General features: G+C 61.7%; 25 protein-coding genes. 19 read left to right on the forward strand and 6 right to left on the reverse strand.

The annotated features are described in order from the left end of the window. Nucleotide 1 precedes the first annotated feature (1 nt). From J2Z75_RS20360 to J2Z75_RS20375, 4 genes are all read left to right on the forward strand, one after another. Nucleotides 2–934 carry a BKACE family enzyme gene (locus tag J2Z75_RS20360; RefSeq protein ID WP_209854647.1) on the forward strand — a complete coding sequence of 311 codons (933 nt, stop codon included), beginning with the start codon at nt 2–4 and terminating at the stop codon, nt 932–934. After that, nucleotides 934–1,446: a GNAT family N-acetyltransferase gene (locus J2Z75_RS20365; protein ID WP_209854593.1), complete on the forward strand. Its 513-nt coding sequence runs from the start codon at nt 934–936 to the stop codon at nt 1,444–1,446. The genes J2Z75_RS20360 and J2Z75_RS20365 overlap by 1 nt, the downstream gene beginning before the upstream one ends. A 9-nt stretch (nt 1,447–1,455) precedes the next feature. After that, nucleotides 1,456–2,475 carry a histone deacetylase family protein gene (locus tag J2Z75_RS20370; protein ID WP_209854648.1) on the forward strand — a complete coding sequence of 340 codons (1,020 nt, stop codon included), beginning with the start codon at nt 1,456–1,458 and terminating at the stop codon, nt 2,473–2,475. A 208-nt stretch (nt 2,476–2,683) separates the two neighbouring features. Beyond that, a complete protein-coding gene (locus tag J2Z75_RS20375; protein WP_209854594.1) occupies nt 2,684–3,742 on the forward strand; it encodes a diguanylate cyclase domain-containing protein in 1,059 nt (352 codons plus the stop codon). 27 nt (nt 3,743–3,769) lie between these two features. Here the strand turns inward: J2Z75_RS20375 and J2Z75_RS20380 are convergent, their stop codons facing one another. After that, nucleotides 3,770–4,702 carry a DMT family transporter gene (locus J2Z75_RS20380; RefSeq protein ID WP_209854595.1) on the reverse strand — a complete coding sequence of 311 codons (933 nt, stop codon included), beginning with the start codon at nt 4,700–4,702 and terminating at the stop codon, nt 3,770–3,772. A 252-nt stretch (nt 4,703–4,954) separates the two neighbouring features. Between J2Z75_RS20380 and J2Z75_RS20385 the strand changes: the two genes are divergently transcribed. Genes J2Z75_RS20385 through J2Z75_RS20395 form a run of 3 tightly spaced genes read left to right on the forward strand, consistent with a single transcriptional unit; the run spans nt 4,955 to nt 8,432 of the window. Next, nucleotides 4,955–6,103: a PspA/IM30 family protein gene (locus J2Z75_RS20385; RefSeq protein WP_407692793.1), complete on the forward strand. Its 1,149-nt coding sequence runs from the start codon at nt 4,955–4,957 to the stop codon at nt 6,101–6,103. A 5-nt stretch (nt 6,104–6,108) separates the two neighbouring features. Next, nucleotides 6,109–6,756: an OB-fold-containig protein gene (locus J2Z75_RS20390; RefSeq protein ID WP_209854596.1), complete on the forward strand. Its 648-nt coding sequence runs from the start codon at nt 6,109–6,111 to the stop codon at nt 6,754–6,756. Then, nucleotides 6,753–8,432 carry a flotillin family protein gene (locus tag J2Z75_RS20395; RefSeq protein WP_209854597.1) on the forward strand — a complete coding sequence of 560 codons (1,680 nt, stop codon included), beginning with the start codon at nt 6,753–6,755 and terminating at the stop codon, nt 8,430–8,432. The genes J2Z75_RS20390 and J2Z75_RS20395 overlap by 4 nt, the downstream gene beginning before the upstream one ends. 127 nt (nt 8,433–8,559) lie before the next feature. Here J2Z75_RS20395 and J2Z75_RS20400 read toward each other — a convergent pair whose 3' ends face one another. Then, a complete protein-coding gene (locus J2Z75_RS20400; RefSeq protein ID WP_209854598.1) occupies nt 8,560–9,636 on the reverse strand; it encodes a D-TA family PLP-dependent enzyme in 1,077 nt (358 codons plus the stop codon). A gap of 190 nt (nt 9,637–9,826) precedes the next feature. On the opposite strand from J2Z75_RS20400, the gene J2Z75_RS20405 reads away from it, so the two are divergent. The 11 genes from J2Z75_RS20405 to J2Z75_RS20455 all read left to right on the forward strand — a co-directional run bounded on the left by J2Z75_RS20405 (nt 9,827) and on the right by J2Z75_RS20455 (nt 19,724). Further along, on the forward strand, nt 9,827–10,675 hold the full coding sequence (locus J2Z75_RS20405; RefSeq protein WP_209854599.1) for a transporter substrate-binding domain-containing protein: 849 nt from the start codon (nt 9,827–9,829) through the stop codon (nt 10,673–10,675). Between the two features lie 78 nt (nt 10,676–10,753). After that, nucleotides 10,754–11,416, forward strand: a complete 663-nt coding sequence (locus tag J2Z75_RS20410; protein ID WP_209854600.1) for an amino acid ABC transporter permease — start codon at nt 10,754–10,756, stop codon at nt 11,414–11,416. 7 nt (nt 11,417–11,423) lie between these two features. Further along, on the forward strand, nt 11,424–12,086 hold the full coding sequence (locus J2Z75_RS20415; RefSeq protein ID WP_209854650.1) for an amino acid ABC transporter permease: 663 nt from the start codon (nt 11,424–11,426) through the stop codon (nt 12,084–12,086). An 11-nt stretch (nt 12,087–12,097) separates the two neighbouring features. Next, nucleotides 12,098–12,868 carry an amino acid ABC transporter ATP-binding protein gene (locus tag J2Z75_RS20420; RefSeq protein WP_209854601.1) on the forward strand — a complete coding sequence of 257 codons (771 nt, stop codon included), beginning with the start codon at nt 12,098–12,100 and terminating at the stop codon, nt 12,866–12,868. Nucleotides 12,869–12,889: 21 nt separating this feature from the next. Further along, complete coding sequence (locus tag J2Z75_RS20425) at nt 12,890–13,279, forward strand: RidA family protein (RefSeq protein WP_209854602.1); 390 nt, start codon at nt 12,890–12,892, stop codon at nt 13,277–13,279. Nucleotides 13,280–13,336: 57 nt separating this feature from the next. Next, nucleotides 13,337–14,137, forward strand: coding sequence for an IclR family transcriptional regulator (locus tag J2Z75_RS20430; protein WP_209854603.1), 801 nt, complete (start codon nt 13,337–13,339; stop codon nt 14,135–14,137). Between the two features lie 268 nt (nt 14,138–14,405). Then, entirely contained in the window at nt 14,406–15,749 is a 1,344-nt protein-coding gene (locus tag J2Z75_RS20435; protein WP_209854604.1) for an extracellular solute-binding protein, read from the forward strand. 81 nt (nt 15,750–15,830) lie between these two features. Continuing rightward, the gene (locus J2Z75_RS20440; protein WP_209854605.1) at nt 15,831–16,721 is read left to right on the forward strand and encodes a carbohydrate ABC transporter permease; all 891 of its coding nucleotides are present in this window, start codon (nt 15,831–15,833) and stop codon (nt 16,719–16,721) included. A gap of 7 nt (nt 16,722–16,728) precedes the next feature. Continuing rightward, nucleotides 16,729–17,616: an ABC transporter permease subunit gene (locus J2Z75_RS20445; protein WP_209854606.1), complete on the forward strand. Its 888-nt coding sequence runs from the start codon at nt 16,729–16,731 to the stop codon at nt 17,614–17,616. A gap of 31 nt (nt 17,617–17,647) precedes the next feature. Continuing rightward, on the forward strand, nt 17,648–18,778 hold the full coding sequence (locus J2Z75_RS20450) for a sn-glycerol-3-phosphate import ATP-binding protein UgpC (RefSeq protein WP_209854607.1): 1,131 nt from the start codon (nt 17,648–17,650) through the stop codon (nt 18,776–18,778). A 31-nt stretch (nt 18,779–18,809) separates the two neighbouring features. Then, a complete protein-coding gene (locus J2Z75_RS20455) occupies nt 18,810–19,724 on the forward strand; it encodes a sugar phosphate isomerase/epimerase family protein (RefSeq protein WP_209854608.1) in 915 nt (304 codons plus the stop codon). Nucleotides 19,725–19,772: 48 nt separating this feature from the next. Here J2Z75_RS20455 and J2Z75_RS20460 read toward each other — a convergent pair whose 3' ends face one another. Continuing rightward, nucleotides 19,773–20,657 (reverse strand): helix-turn-helix domain-containing protein, encoded by an 885-nt coding sequence (locus J2Z75_RS20460; protein ID WP_209854609.1) that lies wholly within the window; start codon nt 20,655–20,657, stop codon nt 19,773–19,775. Nucleotides 20,658–20,772: 115 nt separating this feature from the next. Here J2Z75_RS20460 and pobA point away from each other — a divergent pair, with 115 nt between their 5' ends. Next, nucleotides 20,773–21,945, forward strand: a complete 1,173-nt coding sequence (pobA, locus tag J2Z75_RS20465; RefSeq protein WP_209854610.1) for a 4-hydroxybenzoate 3-monooxygenase — start codon at nt 20,773–20,775, stop codon at nt 21,943–21,945. A 38-nt stretch (nt 21,946–21,983) separates the two neighbouring features. Here pobA and pcaF read toward each other — a convergent pair whose 3' ends face one another. The 3 genes from pcaF to J2Z75_RS20480 are packed head-to-tail and all read right to left on the reverse strand — an operon-like array spanning nt 21,984 to nt 24,828. Further along, nucleotides 21,984–23,186, reverse strand: coding sequence for a 3-oxoadipyl-CoA thiolase (gene pcaF, locus J2Z75_RS20470; protein WP_209854611.1), 1,203 nt, complete (start codon nt 23,184–23,186; stop codon nt 21,984–21,986). Continuing rightward, entirely contained in the window at nt 23,187–23,969 is a 783-nt protein-coding gene (locus tag J2Z75_RS20475) for a CoA-transferase subunit beta (protein WP_209854612.1), read from the reverse strand. Between the two features lie 10 nt (nt 23,970–23,979). After that, the gene (locus tag J2Z75_RS20480) at nt 23,980–24,828 is read right to left on the reverse strand and encodes a CoA transferase subunit A (protein WP_209854613.1); all 849 of its coding nucleotides are present in this window, start codon (nt 24,826–24,828) and stop codon (nt 23,980–23,982) included. Between the last annotated feature and the right edge of the window lie 94 nt (nt 24,829–24,922).

Raw genomic sequence — 24,922 nt, forward strand, 5'->3', positions numbered from 1 at the left:
GATCATGAAGAACAAAGTCATCATCACCTGTGCCGTCACCGGCTCCGTCCACACGCCGTCGATGAGTCCTTACCTACCAGTGACCCCGGACCAGATCGCCGAACAGGCAATCGCCGCGGCGGAGGCCGGCGCCTCGATCCTGCATCTGCATGCGCGCAATCCAGCCGACGGACGGCCGACCGCCGATCCAAACGTCTTCATGCAGTTCCTGCCGCGCATCAGGCAGGCAACCGACGCCGTCATCAACATTTCCACCGGCGGCAGCTCGCTGATGACGCTGGACGAGCGGCTGGCCGCAGCGCTTCAGGCGCAGCCGGAAATGTGCTCGCTCAACATGGGCTCGATGAATTTCGGCATCTTCCCGCTCGCCAAGCCGGGCATGGAGTGGCAGCACGAATGGGAACCGCAACTGCTGGAGGCGACGCGCGGGACGATCTTCAAGAACACTTTTGCGGATATCGAAGATATCCTAAAGCGCCTAGGGGAGGGCTGCGGCACGCGCTTCGAGTTCGAATGCTACGATGTCGGCCATCTCTATTCGCTGAAGCATTTTTATGACCGCGGGCTGGTGAAAGGACCGCTGTTCATCCAGTTCGTGCTCGGCATCCTCGGCGGCATCGGCGCCGACCCGGACAATCTCGGTCATATGAAGCGCATCGCCGACAAGCTGTTCGGCGGCGACTACCGCTTCTCGGTGCTGGCTGCCGGCCGTCAGCAGATGCCGCTGATCACCATGGGCGCCGTGATGGGCGGCAATGTGCGTGTCGGGCTGGAGGACAGTCTCACTCTCGGGCGCGGAGAACTCGCCAAATCCAATGCCGATCAGGTCATCCGCATCCGCACCATTCTCGAAGCCCTGTCGCTGGAGATCGCGACGCCGGATGAGGCACGCACCATGCTGGCGCTCAAGGGCGGCGATCGGGTGGCCTTCTGATGGCGGATGTCTTGGACGAGCCCTTGAACATTCGCCTCGCGACATCAAAGGATGCGCAGCTCATCCATGCCGGTTTGCTGACCATCGCGCGGCATCTCGGCTCCGAAGGTAAAGTCACCTCGACGCCCGAAGACCTTCGCAAGCATGGATTTGGCGCGCAGCCCGCGTTTGCCGTGCTGATCGCGGAAATCGGCGGAGGGTTCGCAGGCATGTGCCTGTTCTTCCCGAGCTTTTCGACATGGCGGGGCCAGAAGGGCGCTTATGTCCAGGATATTGTCGTCGAAGAGCAGTTTCGTGGCGCAGGTGTCGGTGTTGCACTTCTGCGCAGGACAGCGGCACATGTCCGTGCCGAGGGCGGAACGTATCTGCGCCTGTCGGTCGATGCGAAAAATGTTTCGGCCCAGCACTTCTACGAGCGGATGGGGCTTGCGTGGTCCGAGGAAGAGCGGATTCATGCGGCCTATGGCGACGCCTTTGAAGCGCTTGCCGGTCTTCATGAAAGCGGGGTTTGAGGGATGAGCATGAAGACCTTCTATGCGGAAGAGCAGAAGAAACACGATCCGAAAATGTTCCTGTCGAGCGGCGCACCCCAGCCCAACCCGGAAAAGCCGGAACGGATCGAGCGGCTGCTTGCGGGCGCGAAGGCTGCCGGATGCGAGATCGTCCGACCGCGCGACCATGGCTTGAAGCCGATCGCCGCCATCCACACGCCGGAATATCTCGAGTTCCTGCAGAACATCTTCCTGCGCTGGCAACGGATCGAAGATGCTTCGCAGGAGGTGATCCCGAACATCCATCCGCTCGCCAGAACCGGGCGTTATCCGGCTTCCGCCGTCGGGCAGGCCGGCTACCACATGGCGGATACGGCCTGTCCGATTTCCGCTGACACCTGGGGCAGCGCCTGCTGGAGCGCCTGGAGCGCGGTCGAAGCGGCGGAGGCGGTGATGGCCGGCGCCCGCCACACCTACGCGCTCTGCCGTCCACCGGGTCACCATGCCTTTGCCGACGTCGCCGGCGGCTTCTGTTTCCTCAACAATTCGGCGATTGCCGCCCAGCATATGCTCCAGTCGTCCAAACGTGTCGCCATCCTCGATATCGACCTGCATCACGGCAACGGCACGCAAGGGATCTTCTACGGCCGCAACGATGTGCTGACGGTCTCGCTGCACGCCGATCCCGTGCGCTTCTATCCGTTTTTCTGGGGTCATGCCGACGAGCGTGGCGAAGGCCTTGGCCTCGGTTACAATTTCAACCTGCCGCTGCCGCGCAGGACGGCGGATGCCGGGTTTCTCGAAGCACTGGACGCCGCCAATCGCCGCATCGAGGCCTATGCGCCGGACGCGCTGGTCGTCGCACTTGGTCTCGATGCCTTCGAAGGCGACCCGTTCGGCGGCTTGTCCGTTTCGACACAAGGCTTTGCCCGGATTGCCGAAGCCATCGGCAGGCTCGGATTGCCGACCGTCATCATCCAGGAGGGCGGCTATCTCTGCGATGAACTCGGCGACAACCTGACGTCGTTTTTGACCGGCTTCGGCCACTGACGGCGGCTTGATTCAAGCGCCGCAGAAAGTTCCATAACAAATCTTATCGAACCCGGGTGTGTAGCCGCAAAGTTAAAATGTCCTGTTTCTGCAAAGTTAGAATGTCACACTCCCCCGTCGATCTGCCGGTCCGTAACCGTGCGCTGACTATTAACCCCAACGAAGGATTGTTCGGATAGCATCCCCGGCCAGGATCGGAGGAGCGACCGTGGCTGGACAGAAAGCAGCAGCAAGTTTGATGACGCCGGCGGAGATGGTGGCCGAGGCCAATATCGCTGACCAGATCCAGGACCTTCTACAGATGAGCGAGCGTCTGCATGGCGATCTCGCGGATGGCCGTGATGCCCTGAAGAGAGCGACGGAAGAGCGGGATCATCTGCTCGCCCTGATCAATCAGGTTCCCGACCAGCTGTTCGTGAAAGATCTCGACTCCCGGTTCCTTGTCGCGAACGAGGCGGTTGTCGCCGACAAGTCGTTCATAGCCACCGGAAAGCCGGTGACGGTTGAGGAACTGATCGGAAAAACCGATTTCGATCTGTTCGCGGCGCCGGTCGCCCAGGAATTCAGAAATATCGAACTGCAGATCATGCAGTCCGGCCAGCCGATGCTCAGCATGACGGAGCACAATGCCTACGCCGATGGCCGCCCCAAATGGGTTTCGATGACGAAGGCCCCGCTGCGCGACAGGAACGGCGTGATAACGGGCCTCGTCGGCGTGGCGCATGACGTGACGCTGCGCAAGGAGGCGGAGGACCGGGTCCGGTTCATGGCGCATCACGATGTGCTGACCGGCCTGCCAAACCGGGCGCTGCTCCTTGATCGCCTCGACCAGGCCATACTACAGGCCGGCGAAAGCGGACGAACGGTGGCGATCGTCTTTCTCGATCTCGACAATTTCAAATGGGTGAACGATACGCTGGGGCATCACGGGGGCGATACCCTGTTGTCCATCGTCAGTGCGAGGGTCGCCGTTTGCCTGCGCGCAACCGATACGGTTGCGCGTCTCGGCGGCGACGAGTTCGTCATCCTGCTGCCCGACCCGCCGCAGGCGATCGACCGCCTGATACATCTGGTCGAACGTGTGCGGAAATGCGTGGCAGAACCGGTCGAGATTGCCGGCCGGATCTTCAGTGTCACGACCAGCCTTGGCGTCGCGCGCTTCCCGCTGGACGGCCGGGGCCGGGACGAACTGCTGGCGAAGGCGGATGCGGCGATGTACCGGTCGAAGAGGATGGGGCGCAATATGTTCAGCCTTGCCGAGGCCTGAACTGCCCTTCTGCCGCTTTGCCTATCCCTATCCGATATCCGCCTTGTTCTCCTGCGCTGCGGGCGATGACAGGGCGAAAAGCCCTGCGATGACGATCAGGCAGGCGCCGGCGATGGTCGTGAGGTAGGGAATTTCGCCGAAGAACAGGAAGCCCCAGAGCGGCGCCCAGAGCATGCCGGTATATTCGAAGGAGGCGACGACACTTGCCTTGGCGATCCGGTAGGCGTGGGTGAGCAAGGTCATGGCGATGGCTGCAATCACCCCGCATGAGCCCATCAGCAGTGCGTCGGTCGGGGTTGGCCAGACCCAAGGGCGGATCAGGAATTCGATCGACTTGTGGTCTGCATCGTGAATGCCAGTCAGATGAAAGAAACTGGCGATCGTCAGGGCGCCGGCGAGATAGACGCCGTTCTGATAGAAGGCCATGACCGACGCTGTCGTTTCGGTGCCCATCCTGCGGGCCATCAGCATGGCCAGAGCATAGATTGCGGCCGATGACAGCGACAGGAGCGCCGCCGGTTCGAAGAGCCCTGCCCCCGGTTTCAGCATGATCACCACGCCGATGAAGCCGACGAACACGGCGGTGACGCGCCGCCATCCAACGGTTTCGGCGAGGATCAGCGGGGCCAGCGCCAGCATGAACAGCGGCACCGTGAAATACAGCGCCACCGCATCGGCCAGCGGCAGCGCCGGAAAGGCCATGTAATAGGTCGTGTAACCGATCAAAAGCAGACCCGCGCGCCAGATGAGCGGCCAGAATTCGCGCGTGAAAAGGGTACCGATGCCGCCCTCGAAATGAACGAGAAGCAAAAGGATGGGAACGGAAACAAGGCATCGGAACGAAACGACCTGTGTCAGCGCATACTCGCCCGACACTGCCTTGATGACGGCGTCCTGTAGCGAGAAGATGAGTATGCCGAGACAGAGAAAAAGGATTCCGAGCGTGGCGCGGTTTTGCACGTGGCTCCCCCTCGATTGTGCATGGGCATATTGGCTCAGGAACTGCCCCGCCGCCCCTCTCTTCGCGACATTGCAGTGGCGGCGGCCAAAGAATTGTCGGACTTGTCCACACGCCACACGAACTCCGGCGTCTCATTTTGAAACATGGTCCAGGCCCAGATCGATTGAGACTGCACTTGCACAATCTGAAGTTAACCAGACGCTCCCGGAATGCACAAATAAAGGGTGGCGCCTCTTGAAAGCACCAAAGTGGTGCTTTACGTTAAGGGCATGATGCAAGCGACCCATAAATCGATTTTGCGCTATCGCCTCGGGCCGGACGCGGAGGCCACGCTGGCGCTGGAGGAAACGTTTGCCGCCTATGCGGCCATGTTCGAAATCCTGGAGGAGCTGGCGGCGGAAGGCGGGGCAAATCTCGTGACCCTGCATGAACTGGCCTATGAAACCGTCCGCGAGCGCACCGGCCTGCCCGCTCGTCTGGTGACGCTCGGCCTGCGCGATTTCGCATCCAACCGGGGCCGCCCGCCCGGCCCCCGCCGGCTGCCGCTGGACGACAAGCTGTTCGCCATCAAGGGGCCGTCGGACTTGACGGTCGCCACGGTGCGCGGCCGGGTCGCCATACCCTACGATGTGGCAGGCTACTCGCGCGGCACATTGAATATTTTCGCCGCCCAGCTCGTTGCCGATCACGGCGTCTATGAAATCCATATCGGCGTTACGCCGCATTCCGATCGAACGGAGGAAAGCATAATGATGCACGAAGGCATTCTTTCACGCATGGGACGGCTCATCGCCGGTATTGCCAATGCCGCCGTCGACAAGGCGGAAGGCACCAACAAGATCGCAGTGGTCGAGCAGGCGTTGCGGGAAATCGATGCCGCCGCCGACGAGGCGCGGACCGATATCGGCAAGGCGCGCGCCGAGGAATACCGTATCCAAAGCAAACGCGAGGAAATCGCCGCCGACCTGCGCAAGCTCGACGAGAAAATCCGCCTGGCGGTCTCGGCCGACCGCGACGATCTCGCCAAGGCTGGCGTTGCGCGCCAGATCGATCTGGAATCGCAGATTGCAGCGCTCGACAAGGCGCTGACGGACGCAAAGGCCAATCTGGACGAAGGCCAGCAGGCCTTGCAGGCGGTACTCGCCACGCGCCGGGAGGCCGAAGCGCGGCTTGCCGACCTGAAACGTAGCCTCGCACAGTTTCCGGAAGAGACAGCCGCTGGGCGGGGGCGCAGCAATCCCGCGGATGGCGCGGCGCGCGCCGCAGCCGCGGTGTCGCGTGTCACCGGCGTTCCGGCTGGTTCCAATGCCATGAGCGCCGAACTGGACGAGCTCGACAGGCTTCATCGCGAGCAGGCGATCGAAGCACGGCTTGCACAGTTCAAGACGGCCAAGACCTGACGCCGATGCAGCTTTTCCTCGCGCCGGAATGCCTGCCTTTTGCCATCGCCGCCGTCATGCTTGCCGCATTGACAGGGATCGAGCTGCTCTGCCTGCTGATTGGTTTCTCGCTTGGAGAGGCGATCGACAAGGCTTTGCCGGATGATCACGGCGGCCTGTTCGGGCTGTTGTCCTGGGTGAATGTCGGCGGCGTTCCGATCCTGATCCTGATCATGCTGTTTCTCGGCTTCTTCGCCATGACCGGTTTCGTCATACAGAGCGTGGCGCAGGCCTTCTGGTCACCGTTGCCCGCCGTTGCAGCGGCCCTGCCCGCCTTTATCCTGTCCCTGCCTGCTGTTCGTGCGTCAAGCCGAACCGTGTCGCGCATCGTTCCGCGCGACGAGACCTATGCCGTCGATCTCACCGAATTCATCGGGCGCAGCGCCGAAGTGGCCGTCGGTCCGCTCGACCAGGGGCTGCCGGGGCGCGTGCGTGTCAAGGACAGGCACGGCAACTGGCACACGCTCAGGGCGCGGGCCGCCAAGAGCGAAGAGCCGATCGCTATCGGCGCCACCGTTTTGCTCGTCGATCAAGTTTCCAATGTCTACATCGCCATCCGCGCGCCGTCGGACATTCTCACCTCACCAAATCCCACTTCCACGGAGCATCCATGATCTACGATCTTCTCCTGCCGGCCGGCATCGGTATCGTCCTGATCCTCGGCATCGGTTTTGTTCTTGCGTCGCTCTACACACGGTCAAGCCGGGATGAGGCCTATGTCCGCACCGGCCTTGGGGGCCAGAAGGTGGTTCTGGACGGCGGTTCGATGATCCTGCCGATCTTCCACTCGATCGCGCGCGTCAACCTGAAGACCCTCCGTTTGGAGGTCCGGCGCGGTGAAGGCGATGCGCTGATCACCAAGGACCGCATGCGCGTCGATATCGGCGCCGAATTCTACGTCCGCGTCAAGCCGGATGCGTCGTCGATTGCGCTTGCGGCACAGACGCTGGGCAATCGGACCAATGACGCGGAACAGCTGCGCGTCCTCATCGAGGCGAAATTCGTCGACGGCCTGCGCTCGGTCGCGGCGACCATGACACTGGATGCGCTGCAGGAGCAGCGCATGGATTTCGTCAAGGCGGTGCAGGAGGCGGTTGGCGCAGATTTGCAGTCGAACGGTCTCGAACTGGAATCGGTCTCCCTGACCCGCCTCGATCAGACCGACATCAAGCACTTCAATGCCAACAACTTCTTCGATGCCCATGGTCTTGCCGCGCTGACACGCATCACCGAGGGGCGGAAAAAGGAACGCAACGAAATCGTCCGTGATACGGAGGTGGCGATTGCGCAGAAGGACCTCGAGGCACGCCAGCAAACGTTGGCGATCGACCGGACGAAACGCGAGGCGGAACTGAGCCAGGAACGCGATATCGCCAACAAATCCGCAGCAACGCGCGCCGAAACCGCGCAGCAGGAGCAGGCAGCAAAGCGAGCCGAAGAAGAGGCCCGCATCGCTTCCCAGCAGGCGATTGCCGAGCGGGAAGCACTGGCAAAACAAGCGCGCGAAAGCGCCAACATCGACGCCGCCCGCGCCGTGCAGCAGCGCGACACCGAGGCCAAGCGCGACCTGCAGATCGTCGCCCAGGAAAGCGCCATCGCGGTTGCCAACAAGAGCCGCGAAGAATCCGAAGCCAAGGCGCAGGCCGAAACGGCAAGGGCGCTTGCCATAGCGGCCGAGGAAAAGGTCCAAACGGCAAGAGCTGTCGAAATCGCCGAACGCGAGCGCCAGATTGCCGTCATCGACGCGCGTAAGACTGCTGAAACGGAAGCGACGGCCGTGACCGTCGGCGCCGAAGCCGAAAAGCAGGCGGCGACCGATCAGGCCGACGCGATCAAGACGCTGGCGACCGCCGAAGCAGATGCTGCCATCATCAAGGCCAAGGGTATCCTTGAGACCGGCAAGGCGGAAGCCGAGAGCGCAGCGTTGCTGAACGAAGCCCGCAACAAGCTGAGCTCGGCCATCATCGAGTTCGAGATCCTGCGCGAGCGCATCCGGATCATTCCGGAGGCTCTTGCCGAAGCGGTCAAGCCGATCGAGAAGATTTCCGATATCCGTATCTTCGACACCGGCGGCATGCTGGGCCGTGGCTCTGGCGGCGCGAACGGCGGAGGCGGTATCGGCATGGGCGAAGGTCTGGCCGGACAGCTGCTGGCCTATCAGGCCAACAAGCCGATCCTCGACCAGCTCCTCAAGGAGGCCGGCTTCGAGGGGGACAATGCGGTTTCCGCGCTGCTTGCCAACCTGCAAGGGGACAAGGGCAAGGCGCCCGAGGCTCCGGAAGAGGACTGAGGCCGAGGCCGGCGATCGAATATTCCTCTGCCATTCCGTCGCAGTGTGTGAATTGAAAAGAGACCCGCAGAGGGTCTCTTTTTTGCGCCATTGAACGCAGAGACTGACAACGTCCTCTACAGCGACGTCAAACGATCCGCCCGCGCGCGGCGACCGGCCAGACGGCTGAAATCTCGCCGTGTTCGACGATATTCACCGCATCAACCATGTTGGTGACGACGCAGGCGTGGTTGGGCACGATGCGGAGCTTGTCGCCGACCTTGAGATTGATCGCGTCCTCGCTGACAAGGCGGCCGTGTTCTTCCGACAGCTGGTCGATGGCGATGTCGTCGCGGCCGAGCACGTGGCCGTAGCCCGACAGGCCGAGCAGGTCGGAGGTCAGCGTCTTCGAGCCCGCATCGATGATGGCGCGGTTGGCGGCGGGGACCGAAACGACGGTTGCGAGCACGGTCAGCGCGCAGTCGTCCCAGCCGCAGACGCCGCGCGAGACCAGCGAGCGGTCGTTGTAGACATAGGTGCCTGGGCGGTATTCGGTGGTGACCGGCGCCTGGGCTGCGTCCATCATCGACGGCGTGCCGCCGGAGGTGATGACGGGAACGTCGATGCCGGCTGCCTCGATGAAGGCTTTCGCGCGGGTCATGAAGGATTCGACCGCGGCCGCGCCGCCGGCGGGCGGATAGGTCATCAGTCCGCCGAAGACGAGGCCAGGCGCCCTGGAGATCCGCTGCGCCAGCGCGGCGGCGGCATCCGGGGTCGGCACCCCGCAACGGTCGGCGCCGGTGTTGCATTCGACCAGGACGCTTAACGGGGCAGTTTCCGAGGCGAAGACGGCCGAGAGGCCGTCGATGACGGTTTCGTTGTCGGCAACGACGCTGAGCGTCACCTTTCGGGCAAGCGCCACGAGATGCTCGAGCTTCTCTGAGCCGAGGATATTGTAGGTGATCAGCACGTCGCGGATTTCCGGGCTGCCGGCGACCATCGCCTCGGCCTCGGACACCTTCTGGCAGGTAACGCCGACAGCCCCTGCCCTCAATTGCATCTCGGCCACCGCAGGCAGCTTATGCGTCTTGATATGCGGACGGACCTTCAATCCATGGGCGTCGGCATAGGCCTGGAACCGGTCGATGTTGCGGCGGGCGATGTCGAGATCGACCAGTACGGCCGGTGTGTTCACGGTCTGAAGCGTCGATGCGGCCTTGGTCATGGGATCCCTCGCGAAAAATTTCCGATGCAATTTCAGGCGGAAGAAAACACTGCACGCCCGTTGTGCAGATTCCTAGCCGGCCAACTCTTGACAATTTATGCATCCCGGCGCTGAATACGTCAATCCAGTAAAACAGACAGATGTCCATAATACTGGACAACGAAAAATGACCGTTCATCAGGGGAACATCATGACCATTTCACTCCGCACCAGCGCGCTTTGCCTGGCAACCGCTTTCATCCTTTCCGCCATGCCCGCAGCCGCGCAGCAGGCGACCAGCAAGCTCGACGAGGTTCTGGCCCGCGGCCATCTCGTTCTCGGCACCGGCAGCACCAACGCGCCGTGGCATTTCAAGAGCGCCGACGACAAGCTCCAGGGTTTCGACGTCGACATGGGCCGTATCGTCGCCAAGGCGCTGTTCGGCGATCCCGACAAGATCGAATACGTCAACCAGTCGTCCGATGCGCGCATCCCGAACATCACCACCGACAAGGTGGACCTCACCTGCCAGTTCATGACGGTGACCGGCGAACGCGCCCAGCAGATCGCCTTCACCATTCCCTACTACCGCGAAGGCGTCGGCCTGATGCTGAAGGCCGACGGCAAATATGCCGACTACGCGGCGCTCAAGGCAGCCGGTTCGTCCGTCACCATTTCGGTCCTGCAGAACGTCTATGCCGAGGCCATGGTGCATGCCGCCCTGCCCGAGGCGACCGTCGACCAGTATGAATCGGTCGATCTGATCTACCAGGCGCTCGAATCCGGCCGTGCCGATGCGGCTGCGACCGACCAATCGTCGCTTGCCTGGTACATGACGCAGAACGCCGGCCGCTACAAGGATGCCGGCTACGGCTGGAACCCGCAGACCTATGCCTGCGGCGTCAAGCGCGGCGATCAGGATTGGCTGAATTTCGTCAACACCGCCTTGCATGAGGCGATGACCGGCGTCGAGTTCGACTTCTATGCGAAGTCCTACAAGACCTGGTTCGGCAAGGATCTTGCACCGCCGCAGATCGGCTTCCCGGTCGAATACAAGTAAGCCGGATACACGCAAAACCGTCGGGGACGAAGGGTTTGACCTTCGTCCCTTTCCCACCCTCTCCGGCAGGATGCCGCCATGGGTTATACGCTCAATTTCGCCGCCGTCTGGCGCAGCTTCGACCAGCTTCTCGAAGGTCTACTGCTCAGTCTCGGACTGGCTTTCGTCTCCATCCTGATCGGCGCGGCGATCGGCCTTCTGGTTGCCTTCGCGCTGATTTCGAAAAGCGGCTGGATCAAGCGCCCTGCCGCTGCCTACGTGACTGTTATCCGCAATCTGCCGATCCTGGTGCTGGTGCTTTTCGCCTATTTCGCGCTGCCCCAGATGGGCGTGCGGCTGGGCAAGATCGAAAGCTTCATCGCTGTCCTGTCAATCTATTCCGGCGCCTATCTGGCCGAAGTGTTTCGCGCCGGGCTGCTGTCGATTCCAAAGGGCTTGACGGAGGCAGGGCTTGCGATCGGCCTGACGCCTCTGCAGATCCGGGTCTCGATCATCGCGCCGCTGATGTTCCGCAACGTCCTGCCATCACTCTCCTCGACCGTGATCTCGCTGTTCAAGGATACGTCGCTCGCTGCCGCCATCGCCGTACCGGAGCTGACTTTCGAGGCGCGCAAGATCAATGTGGAGAGCTTCCGGGTGATCGAAACCTGGATCGTCGCGTCCGGTCTCTATGTCGTCACCTGTTCGGTGCTGGCAGCGCTGATGCGCGTCGCCGAGCGCCGCCTGGCCGTTCCGAGGTGATGCCATGATGGATTTTTCCGCTTTTCTCGACCAGATCTGGATCGCCCGCTTCGCCATCCTCAAGGGGCTCGGCATCACGATTTCGATCTCCGCGCTCTCCATCGTCGTGGGTTCGCTGCTGGGCGTCCTCGTCGGCCTGTCGCTTGTCTACGGCAATCGCGCGCTGCGGTTCGTGGTGCGGGTCTACACCGATTTCATTCGCGGTACGCCGGTGCTGGTGCTGGTTCTTGCCAGCTATTACGTGCTCTCTACCATCGGCATCGAGCTCGGCCCCTTCCAGGCGGGTGTACTGGCGCTCGCGATCTTCTGCTCCTCGCATGTCGGCGAAATCGTGCGCGGCGGATTGCAGGCGATCCCGCAGGGCCAGACCGAGGCCGCCAAGGCGATCGGCCTGACGTTTCGCCAGACCTTTGCCTATGTACTCTGGCCGCAGGCACTCCGGCAGTTCCTGCCGGCCTGGGTCAATACGGCGGCCGAGATGGTCAAGGCATCGACGCTGCTGTCGGTCATCGGCGTCGCCGAACTGCTGCTGCGCACGCAGGAAATCATCTCTCGCAATTTCATGAGCCTGCAGTTCTATTTCTTCGCCGGCTTTCTCTACTTCGTCATCAACTACAGCATCGAGCGGTTCGGCAAATATGTCGAACGCAAGACCGCCGTTCCGGCTTGAGGCCTCCAGACATGAGCAAGGTACTTCTCGAAATTCAGGGCCTGCGCAAGCAGTACGGCATCGTCGAGGTGCTGAAAGGCGTCGACTGCACGATGCAGGAGGGCGAGGTGATCTCGATCATCGGCTCCTCCGGTTCCGGCAAGACGACGATGCTGCGCTGCATCAACATGCTGGAGGAATTCCAGGGCGGCCATATCCGGCTTGAGGGCGAGGAGATCGGCTATGAGCACAGCGGTTCCTCGCGCAGACGCAAAAGCGAAAAAGACATCGCCCGCCAGCGGGCGCTGACCGGCATGGCCTTCCAGCAGTTCAATCTCTTCCCGCATATGACGGCGGCGCAAAATGTCATGCTCGGTCTCGTCAAGGTGAAGAAGATGGCGCGCGACGCGGCGCGTACCGTTGCCGAAAAATGGCTCGACCGCGTCGGGCTTGCCTCCCGCGCCGATCATTATCCCGGCCAGCTTTCCGGCGGCCAGCAGCAGCGCGTGGCGATCGCCCGTGCCATCGCCATGTCCCCGCGGCTGATGCTGTTCGACGAGGTGACTTCGGCGCTCGATCCGGAACTGGTCGGCGAAGTGCTTCAGGTGATCAAGGGGCTCGCCGCCGATGGCATGAGCATGCTGCTCGTTACCCACGAGATGCGCTTTGCCTATGAAGTCTCCTCGCGGGTGATCTTCATGAACCAGGGCGTGATCTGCGAGGAAGGCGACCCGAAGGAGATGTTCGTCGCGCCCAAGACCGAGCGTCTCGCGGAATTCCTCAAGACATCGAGTTTCAACTAAAAACAAAAGAGAGAAGATCACATGACGATCAAGCGTTATGGCGCCGGCGAGACCGGCGCAGGCGGACAGCCCCTGCCCTTTGCCCGTGCCGTGGAAGCCAATGGCTGGCTGCATGTTTCCGGCCAGGTGCCGATGGAAAAGGGAGAGATCATCGGTGGCGGCATCATTGCCGAAAGCCGCAAGGCGATCGAAAACCTGATCGCCATCCTGCATGAGGCGGGTTATGGCATAGAGGACGTGGTGCGCGTCGGCGTCTGGCTCGACGATCCCCGCGATTTCTGGAGCTTCAACGGTGTCTATGCCGAATATTTCGGCGCCAACCCGCCGGCCCGCGCCTGCGTGCAGTCGCGGATGATGGTCGATTGCAAGGTGGAAGTCGATTGCGTTGCCTATCGGGCGGACAGGGCTTGAAATGCGCGGCGCGGCTTGCAAAGGTCGCGCGCTCACTCTTTGACGAGGACGAAATGAATGGCTGACGGCGCAGAAGACATCGTATCGCGGCGCACGCGGGGCCTCGATCGCGCCTTCGAGATTCTCGAATTCCTGCGCGTCAAGCGCCAGCCGATGCGGCCGAACGAGATCGCCGTCGAGATCGGCGCGCCGCGGTCGTCGATCTATGAGCTGATCAATCTGCTGCTCCGCCATGGCATGCTCGATTATCAGGGCGGCGATGGCCGGGTATTTCTCGGCCGCAAGCTCTATTTCCTTGGAACGGCCTATGCCGACCAGTTCGACCTGATGCGCGAATCCGAGGACATGCTGGTCCGGCTTGCGGAAGAGACCCGCGAAACGGCGCAGATGTGCCTTCTGGAGGGTAACAAATATACCGTCGCGATGATGCGCGAGGGTAGCCGCGCCTTCCGTATCTCGTCCAATATCGGCGAACTGGTGTCGATCCCGTGGACGGCATCCGGCCGCCTGCTCGTTTCGCACCTTACCGACGCGGAAATCCTCGACTTCATTCCGGCCGACGACTTCCTGCTGCCGAACGGCAAGCGCCTCGATCCCGCGAGTTTCATCGCCGAAGTCCGGCAGGCGACCATCGACGGCTATTTCACCTTCAACAGCGCGGTGGAGACGTTTACCCACTGCTTCGCCGTACCGGTGCATCAGGCCGACGGGCAATGCGTCGCGACGCTCTGCCTCGTCACGCCGAAGGAAGACGGCCTGCGCAATCGCCAGAGCTATCTCGACAGCCTGCTCGCCGCCGCGCACGAACTGTCCGAGCAACTGGGCTATTCCAGCGGCCGCAAGCGCGCCGAGCGGTAGTGGCTCAGCCCTTTAGGCCCTGCGCCAACCGCCATTGACGCGCCGACAATCTCCTGCACCGGTATTTGCGTGAAGAGCAGTTCGCCCTTTGCTTCGTCGATCAGTGTCGGCGAGGAGATCCATCGCGGAACGCCATGGGAGTTTCATCATTTCATCACGGAATCTAGGACGGACTGTCACATTCGGCTGCTAGCAGAAGGACGAACTGAGCCATGGCGGCCCAAGGCGCCAGCCGGTTGTTCGTCATTCTTTCCAAGGAGCACCTGTGATGAAACTTTCCGTCATTCAATCTGTCCTGGCGGGGCTTCTGGCCGCGACCACACTCGGTGCTTCCCCGGCATTCGCCGAGAAAACCAAGTTCGAATTCTGGTACGGCCTTTCGGGCGACCTCAGCGAGCGCGTGCAGGACGCCTGCAAGAAGTTCAACGAGAGCCAGGCCGATTATGAAATCGTCTGCACCTCGCAGAACGGCTACGACACGACACTACAGAATACCATCGCAGCCTATCGCGCCAAGAAGCAGCCGGCGATCACCCAGATCTATGATGCCGGCACGCTCGACCTGATGCTGTCGGGTGCCTTCGTGCCCGCCAGGAAGCTGATGGCCGACAATGGCTACACGATCGACTGGAATAATTATTTCAGCGGCATTGCCAATTATTATGCAACGTCCACCGGCGAGCTGAACTCCTTCCCGTTCAACTCTTCCACCGCGATGTTCTATTACAATGCCGATGCCTTCCAGAAAGCCGGCATCGACTTCAAGCCGGACACCTGGGAACAGGTCGAGGAAGCCGCCCGCAAGTTGAAGGCCGCCGGGTATGAATGCCCGCTCGGCTTCAACTTCGACCCCTGGCCGATGCTGGAGCAGTTTTCCGCCATCCACAATCAGCCGATCGCCACCAAGGCCAACGGCTATGAAGGACTCGACGCCGAACTCGTCTTCAACAAGACAAAGTTCGTCGATCACGTGAAGTTCTTCAAGAAAATGGCCGACGAGAAGCTGTTCGTCGTCAAGACCAAGCAGCTCGGCATGGACATCCTGCCCTCCTTCACCTCGCAAACCTGCCAGATGATCCAGACGTCGATCGCCGACCACGGCACGATCGGCAAGACGTTGCCCGAAGGTGTCAAATGGGACGTCGCCATGCTTCCGGTCTGGAAGAGCACCGAGCGCCAGAACTCGCTCGTCGGTGGCGCATCGCTGTGGGTCATGGCCGGCCGTCCGGAAGCCGAATACAAGGGCGCCGCTGCGTTCCTGAACTACATCGCCACCCCGGAAATGGCTGAATGGTGGTCGACGGTTACCGGCTATATCCCGGTCACCAAGACCGGCTTCGACGCCATGAAGGCCGGCGGCTTCTATGACAAGGCTCCCTACAAGGGCCGGGAGCGCGCTATCGAAAGCCTGGCCTACACGCCGACGTCGCAGAACACCCGCGGCATCCGGCTTGGCGGCTTCACCCAGATCCGCAAGGAAGTATCGACGTCGCTGGAAGCCATCTTCATGCAGAATGCCGATGTGCAGGCCGAACTCGACCAGGCCGTCGAACGGGGCAACACCGTGCTGCGCCGCTTCGAAAAGACCTATGCGGGACAAAAGCTGAACTAAGCCTCAGCCCCCGCAACATGAGAGCCTGCTCGTTTGCAACGGCAGGCTCTCTTCTCTTTCCTGCATCGGTTTCAGTTATCCATGGACAAGCGTGCCGTTTTCAAGAGCTGGTGGTTGCCGATCCTTTTCGCCCTGCCGCAGATTGCCCTGATCCTCCTGTTCTTTTACTGGCCGGCGGTTGCGGTGATGCGGTGGGCGTTCACGCTTGAGCCGCCTTTCGGCGGAGCGGCGGAATTCGTCGGATGGGCCAATTTCCAGGATGTATTCGCCGATCCCTTCTATTGGAATTCGGTCGGGGTCAGCCTGATTTTTGCCTTTTGCGGCACGGCCTCGACGATTGTCGTCGGGCTCGTCCTGGCGCTGGCGGTCGATCGTCAACTGCCTGGCTCCGGTCTGTTCCGCTTCCTCTATATCCTGCCCTACGCCATTGCCGGACCTGCCGCCGGCATGGCTTTCCGCTTCATTCTTTCGCCTGAACGCGGGCTGATGGCCTCGGTCAATGCCGTCTTCCCCGATTTCTGGAACCCGGCGAAATACGGTAGCCATGCCCTCGTTCTCGTGATCGTCATCTTTGCCTGGAAATGGGCGGGCTATACTTTCATCTTCCTGCTCGCCGGCCTGCAATCCGTCCCCCGCGCGCTGACGGAAGCCGCCGCCATGGACGGCGCCGGTCCGATCCGTCGCGCCGTGGATATTCAGATTCCGATGCTCGCTCCGACGTTGTTCTTTCTCCTCGTGATCATGATGACGGAAGGCTTCGTGGGGGCCGATACCTTCGGTATCGTGCATCACACCACCGGCGGCGGCCCCAATCACGGCACGGAGGTGATGGTTTTCCGCATCGTCGACGAAGCCTTCAAGGGCTTGAACTATTCCGGCGCCTCGGCCCAGAGCATCGTTCTGATCGGTCTGATCATGGTCTTCACCTTTATCCAGTTCCGCTTCATCGAGAAGCGGGTGCATTACAAGTGAGCCGGTCATGATTCAGCGCACCCCCTTCGCCGATACCTTCACCTATGTCCTGATGGCTCTCGGTTTCGTTTTGCTAATCGGCCCTTTCATCGTCATCCTGGCCGGCGCCAGCCAGACGTTGCAGCAGGTCAACAGCGTGCCGTTCCGGTTCGTGCCGCAAGACCATCTGCTGGAAAATGCCGCTGCCGCCTGGTCGCGTGCCAGCCTCGGCACGGCGATGATGAACAGCCTCATCATGGCAAGTCTCGTCACCGTCGGCAAAGTGGCGTTATCGGCCTGTACGGCCTTTGCCATCGTCTTCTTTCGCACGCCTCTCAAGCATTTCTTCTTCTGGATGGTGTTCATCACCCTGATGCTGCCGCTCGAGGTCCGCGTGGTGCCGACCTACGCCGTTGCCGCGGATCTCTTCCAGCCGTTCCGACTCCTGATTGCCGCTCTGACGGGCATCGAAGTATCGGTCGAATGGAACCTGCTCAATTCCTATGCCGGCCTGACCTTGCCGCTGATCGCCACTGCGACCGGCACGTTCCTCTACCGCCAGTTCTTCATGACGCTGCCGGATGAACTTGCCGAGGCCGCGCGCATGGACGGATCGGGGCCGGCGCGCTTCTTCTTCGACATGCTGCTGCCGCTGTCGCGCACCAACATGCTGGCGCTCACCACCATCATGTTCGTCTATGGCTGGAACCAGTATCTGTGGCCGCTGCTGATGATCACCGACCCGGCCTACAAAACGACGATGATGTCGCTGGTCGCGCTCCTGCCCTCGGAGAACGGAACACCGGACTGGAACGTCACGCTCGCCGGCTCTCTCATCATCATGGCGCCGCCGCTGATCGTCGTCGCCGTACTTCAACGCTGGTTCATACGCGGCCTCGTCGCCACCGAAAAATGATCCACGCTTTCAAGAAACAAGGTTCAAGACCATGGCTGACATCGATATCCGCGCCGTCCACAAATCCTATGGCAAAACGAAGACACTGCATGGCGTCGACCTTTCCTTCGCATCGGGCGAATTCGTGGTCATCCTCGGTCCTTCCGGCTGCGGCAAGTCGACACTTCTGAGGATGATCGCAGGGCTTGAGGAAATCACCGCCGGCGAGATCGCGATCAATGGCCGCATCGTCAACACGCTGGAGCCGCGCGAACGCGGCTGCGCCATGGTGTTCCAGAACTACGCTCTCTACCCCCACATGACCGTTGCCGGCAATATCGGCTATGCATTGAAGGTCGCCGGCGTGCCGAAGGCCGAGCGCGACCGGCGCATCGAAGAGACGGCGAAGATCGTCGGCCTGTCCGATTACCTCACCCGCAGGCCGGCTGCTCTTTCCGGCGGCCAGCGCCAGCGTGTCGCCATGGCGCGGGCCATCATCCGCGAGCCGAAGGTCTTCCTGTTCGACGAACCCCTGTCGAACCTCGACGCCAAGCTGCGTGTCACCATGCGGGCCGAGATCCGCAAGCTGCACCAGCGCCTGTCGGCAACGTCCGTCTTCGTCACGCATGACCAGGTCGAGGCGATGACACTCGCCGACAAGCTGGTGGTGATGAACAAGGGCCATGTCGAGCAGGTGGGCCAGCCGCTCGACATCTATCACCGGCCGGCAAGCGTCTTCGTCGCCTCCTTCATCGGTTCGCCCGCGATGAACCTTTTCGAAACCCGCGTCGAAACCGGTGCCGCAACAGTCCGGTTCGGAGGCGCTCAGGTGCCGATCGACGGCGCGCTTGCCGCGCAGCTGCGCGGAAAGGACATCATCGTCGGGATCCGCCCCGAGCAGTGCGTGGTGGTGCAGCCCGGAAACGGCGTATCGGCGAAGGTGGACTTCGTCGAGGAGCTCGGTTCCGGCCGTGTCGTTCATGCCGAGATCGACGGACAGCCCTTTGCCGCCGTCATCGGCGAGGAGATGCGCGTGCGGCCCGGCGATCGGATCAGCCTGGAGCTGCCGCCATCGCAGCTGCATGTCTTTGACCGCGACAGCGGCCGGCGGATCGAGTTTGAGGCCGTGCCTCGCGCTCCGCAAAATGCGGCCGAAGCCCCGGTGCTGGCCATCGTCGAATAATCAGTTTCAAAATCTCAAAGGAGAAATCGTCATGAACGACATCATAACCGCCATCGGTTTCTGCAACCGGACCGGCAACGGCGATCTGACCGTACTGGATGCGTCATTGCGGGAAATCGCCGATACGGGGGCTGAAGCCTGCGAGATCGGCATCTATGGCGAGGAAATCATCAGCGGCGGCCGGATCATCGAGGACCGGACGCAGCGCGTTGCCGAGATTGTCGGGCAGTACGACTTCAGGAAACTGTCGCTGCACGGCCAGATCGTTTCCAACTTCATGGACCGCGAGCATCTGCATCTGCAGAAGAAGGTCGTTCGGGCCATGCTGGAACTGTGCAATCGCCTCGGGGCCGGCATTCTCGTGCATCATTCGGGCGCAGCCCAGGTTGCAAATGGCGAGAATGGCGCGGATCTCGACCAGATGGAACGCGAGGCACTTGCCGAAATGGCGGAAATCGCCAGGGGCTACGGCGTGCGCATCGCCCTTGAGAATATCTTCACGACAGAAAGTGGCCAGTATCGCCAGACGCCAAGCCAGGTGGCAGCCACCGTCCGCGCAATCGGCTCGGACAATGTCGTGGCACTGATCGATTTCTCGCATGCCTATATCGAATCGACCTTCCGCAATCTCGACTTCCGCCAACAGTTGCGCGACATGGCGCCGGTGACCGGCCATCTGCATGTGCATGACAGCTTCGGCCTGCCCTATTCGATGAAACGCTTCTATCATCCGGCCGAGGCAACCGCGCTCGGCATCGGCGACCTGCATCTGCCGATCGGCTGGGGTGATATCGCGTGGGAAGACATCTTCTCCGAGCTGACCTTCCTGCCGGATACGACGCTGATCATGGAAATCGGCGCGGAACGATTTGCAGACCAGCAGCCCGCCTGCCTGGAAAGGGCAAGAAGTCTTGCAGCACTGCTCACGCGGCAACAGGCAGCCTGACAAACCCCGAAGTTGGCGACGGCGGCGGCACGCGCGGAGCGGTAGCAGTCAATTCTGCCGGCTCTGTGCCAGCCGCCATTGCCGCGGCGACACGCCGGTATGGGCGAGAAAGAACCGTGAAAAATAGGCAGGGTCCGAAAATCCCAGCCGGTAGCCGATTTCCTGCACCGCCATCTGGGTAAAAAGCAGTTCGCGCTGGGCTTCATCGATCAGCTTGCCGTTAATCAGTGTCTGGGGGCTGAGGCCGGTGAGTTGCTTGACGATACGGTTGAGATGCGTCGGGGAAATCCCGAGCTCCCGCGCATAGAAGGATGCTGGCTTGTGCGAACGGAAATGCTGATGGATCAGCCCTGTCAGCCTGTTCAGGCGGCGTTGGTTTTCAGTTGCTCCGTCCTCTTCATCGCCGCGTTCGGATGCCGAGATCCGGGCAGTCAGCCTGAGAGCCGTGGTCAGATAAGCCTCGCAGAGATCCGCAGGCCCGGCTCGCCGCGCGGCCGTCTCCGCTGCGAGCCGATGCAGTGTCCGGGATATGTAGCGGCAGTCGGCATGATCCATCATCAGCGCTGTCAGGCGCGGCACGGCAAGCCAGTCGCCAAACCGGCTGTGATCGGCGGGCATCGTCTTCAGATGCGAGGTCAGCACCGTGAAGACATAGCCATCGATGTCCTTCGAAAACCGAAATCCATGCCGCGCAAACGGCGGCACGGTGATGACCGCAGGCGGGACAATCGGATGGACGTCGTCGCCGAAAACCGCATCGCCCGATCCGGCCTCGATGTACAATATCTGAAAGAACTGCTCGTGCCGATGCAGTCCGATCTCCCAGTGATGCAGGCTGCTGCGAGACGGAATTGTTTCGCAGTGCAACCAGAAATCCGGCGAATCACCGGCTTTTTCGCCATAAAGATCATAGGTGGGGATAGAGCGCATCATAGTCCTGTACGCATTCGGAATGTTCGATTTGTGCAACTTCTTGGCCGCGATGTCCATGGCGATCGCACTGAGCCGGTGTCACAACTGAAGCAATGCACGGCTTCGGGAGGAAGAGATGCGCACGCAGGTTGTCATTATCGGTTCAGGTCCGTCCGGGCTGCTGCTCGGGCAGTTGTTGGCCAAAGCCGGGATCGAGGCGGTCATTCTCGACCGTGTCGGCAAGGATTACATTCTCGGCCGTGTGCGCGCAGGGGTACTCGAACAAGGCACCGTCGGGCTGATGGATGAGGCCAGGGCAGGCAAGCGAATGCACGCCGAGGGCTTGCCGCATGAAGGCTTCTCTCTTGCCTTCGACGGGCGCGATCACCGCATCGACCTCAAGGATCTGACCGGCGGCAAGGGCGTCATGGTCTATGGCCAGACCGAACTGACACGCGACCTGATGGCGCAGCGCGAGACGATCGGCGCGATGACCGTCTACGACGCTTCCAATGTCCGTCTGCACGGCTATGAAGGGCGGTCGCCCTATGTGACCTACGAGCGCGAGGGGATCACCCATCGCATCGATTGCGATTTCATCGCCGGATGTGACGGCTTTCATGGTGCCAGCCGCAAGTCCGTGCCGGAAAAGGCCATTCGTACCTTCGAGAAGGTCTATCCGTTCGGTTGGCTCGGCATCCTCGCCGACGTGCCGCCGGTCAGCCATGAGCTGATCTATGCCAATCATCCGCGCGGTTTTGCACTCTGCTCCATGCGCTCGGAAACCCGAAGCCGCTATTATCTGCAATGCACCCTCGATGAAAAGATCGAGGACTGGAGCGACGACCGGTTCTGGGACGAACTCCGCCGGAGGCTCCCCGCCCATCATGCGGAGGCTTTGGTGACGGGCGCGTCCTTCGAAAAATCGATCGCGCCGCTGCGCTCCTTCGTTGCCGAGCCGATGCGCTTTGGAAACCTCTTTCTCGTCGGCGATGCCGCCCACATCGTGCCGCCGACGGGAGCCAAGGGCCTCAATCTCGCCGCCAGCGATGTCCACTATCTCTATGCGGGTCTCACGGAATATTATCAGGATCATTCCACCGCCGGCATCGATGCCTATTCGACCCGCGCTCTTTCCCGGGTCTGGAAGGCAGTGCGGTTTTCCTGGTGGATGACCACGATGATGCACCGCTTCCCGGATACCGGCGCCTTCGACCAGAAGATCCAGGAAGCCGAACTCGACTATCTCACCCATTCCCGCGCAGCGGCGACGGCGCTGGCGGAGAATTATGTGGGGCTGCCTTACTGAGTTTCTCTGCCCTTTGTCATCCCGCACCCATTTCCTCCTCAGAGGCGCTCCAGCGCAATCGCAATGCCCTGCCCTACCCCGATGCACATGGTCGATAGCGAATAACGCCCGCCGTTCAGCTTCAGTTCGAGCGCCGCCGTGCCGGTGATCCGCGCGCCGGACATGCCGAGCGGATGGCCGAGCGCGATGGCGCCGCCGTTGCGGTTGACGCGCGGATCGTCGTCGGCGATGCCGAGCTGGCGCAGGACCGCCAGCCCTTGCGAGGCGAAGGCTTCATTGAGTTCGACGACGTCGAAATCCTTCACCTGAAGACCAAGCCGCGCCATCAGCTTTCGCGATGCAGGCACAGGGCCGATGCCCATGACGCGCGGCGGAACACCGGCGGCGGCTCCGCCCATGATGCGGGCAATCGGCGTCAGGCCATGTTTCTTCGCCGCGGCTTCGGAGGCGATGATCAGCGCCGCAGCCCCGTCATTGACGCCGGAGGCGTTGCCAGCTGTCACTGAGCCACCTTCGCGGAAGGGCGCCTTCAGCTTGGCAAGCGTTTCCGGCGTCGTCGCACGCGGATGCTCGTCCCTGTCGACCACGACCGGCTCGCCCTTGCGTTGCGGAATGGTGACAGGGGTAATCTCCTGCCCCAGGCGCCCGTTTTCCTGAGCGGCAGCCGCCCTGTTCTGCGAGCGGACGGCGAAGGCATCCTGATCCTCGCGGCTGACCTTGTAGTCCGCAGCGACGTTTTCGCCGGTTTCCGGCATGGAATCGACGCCGTATTGCTTTTTCATCAGCGGATTGACGAAGCGCCAGCCGATCGTCGTGTCGTGGATTTCTGCTGAGCGGGAAAAGGCGCTTTCAGCCTTCGGCATGACGAAGGGCGCCCGCGACATGCTTTCGACGCCTCCTGCGATCATCAGCTCCGCCTCGCCGGCGCGAATGGCGCGGGCGGCCGCGATCACCGCATCCATGCCGGAACCGCAGAGCCGGTTGATCGTCGTTCCCGACACGTCGAGCGGCAGGCCCGCCAAGAGCAGGGACATGCGGGCGACATTACGATTGTCCTCACCCGCCTGGTTGGCGCAGCCGAAGATGACGTCATCGACGGCCTGCCAATCGACGGACGCATTGCGCGCCATCAGCGCCTTGAGCGGGATTGCTCCCAGATCGTCGGCCCTGACGGAGGATAGTGCGCCGCCGAAACGGCCGATCGGCGTGCGAATATAATCACAAATATAGGCTTCGACCATCTACGCGGCCTCCTTGTTGCCCTGATGGGCCTTCTTCGTTCGGGCGTTAATGTCGCGCAAAGTCGTGAGTTCAGTCTCGGTCGGGACGGGCGTATCGATCACTGCGTTGGCGAATTTGATCGGCCAGCCGCAATTCTCGATAATCTGCGCCCGCGTCACACCCTGATGGATCGAAACGACGGTCAGTTCCTTCGTCACCGGATCGGGCTCGAGGATGCAGAGATCGGTGATGACGCGGGTCGGGCCCTTGGTCGTCATGCCCAGCCGCTCGCGGTGATTGCCGCCTTCGCCGTGACCCATCGAGGTGATGAAATTGAGCTTGTCGACGAAGCCGCGCTTGGAGAGCGCCATGGTGATAAAGATCTGGCCGCAATTGCTGGCGATTTCCGGCGCCCCGCCGCCGCCCGGCAGACGGACCTTCGGGTGGTCATAGGGGCCGACGACCGTCGTGTTCAGGTTGGCGAACCTGTCGATCTGCGCACCGCCGAGAAAGCCGGTGGTGATGCGGCCGCCCTGCAGCCAATAGCGGAACATTTCGGGTACCGAGACGGTGAAAAGCGCGGTATCGCACAACTCGCCGTCGCCGATCGACAGCGGCAGAACATCCGGTTTGGTACCCACGGTACCGCTTTCGTAAATCAGCGTGATATCCGGTGCATGGGTCAGGCGGGCGACATTGCAGGCAGCCGACGGAGCGCCGATGCCGACGAAGCAGACATCGTCGTTGGTGAGTGCGCGGGCGGCTGCGATGGTCATCATTTCGGTTGGGGTAAAATCGCTCATCGGTGTCTCCTCACGCAGCTTTTTTCGCATGCCTGGCAAAGTCTTCCGGCCCTGCCTTCATGACGTTTTCCTCAATCCATGCCTGGAAGCTGTCGCGATCGCGGGCGATCTCGTCCCAAGCGATATAGAAGGCGTTGGAACGGGCATAATACCCTTGCGCATAGGACGGAAAAGCGCCGCCGGGCACCTCGACAACGGCCGTCACCGCCCATGACGGCAGCACGACGGAGTTGGGCGAAGGCGGGTCGAGTTCATCGACGATCTCCTCGACCGTGACGATCGAGCGTTTGGCGCCAAGCACGGCTTCCTTCTGCACCCCGACAATGCCTTCGAGCAGTACATTGCCCTTCCGGTCGGCCCTGAGCGCATGGATGATCGTCACATCGGGCCTGATGGCGGGAACGGCTGCCAGCACCTCGCCGGTGAACGGGCAGGTGACCTGCTTGATGTTGGGGTTCACCTTTGGCAGGTCGGCGCCGATATAGCCGCGCAGCATGGCAAAGGGCAGGTTGGCGGCGCCCGCCTCATAGGCATTGGCCATGGCGGCGTGGGAATGTTCCTCGATCTCCAGCGGCCGCGGCCATTGGTTTTCGACGGCATCGCGGAATCGATGCAGCGAGCCGACACCGGGATTGCCACCCCAGGAGAATTTCATGCCCCGCGCCGCGCCGACGCCGATCAGCTGGTCGTAGAGGATGTCCGGGGTCATGCGGATCAGAAACAGATCCTTCTTGCCCTGCCGGATCACCTCATGTCCGGCGGCGTAGGGTATCAGATGCGTGAACCCCTCCATGGCGACGGTATCGCCGTCATGCACGTTCTCGGAAATGGCTTCCGCCAGCGAAGTCAATCGCGCCAAGGCATTCTCCTCCTGAGGTTTATTCGAGTCCGGGTTGGCGCAAATAAGCGCGTAAATCTGCCGGTCGTCAAATATTTCGTGCGTTATTTGATTT

The sequence above is a fragment of the Rhizobium herbae genome (assembly GCF_017873135.1).
In the GTDB taxonomy this organism is placed as follows: domain Bacteria; phylum Pseudomonadota; class Alphaproteobacteria; order Rhizobiales; family Rhizobiaceae; genus Pararhizobium; species Pararhizobium herbae.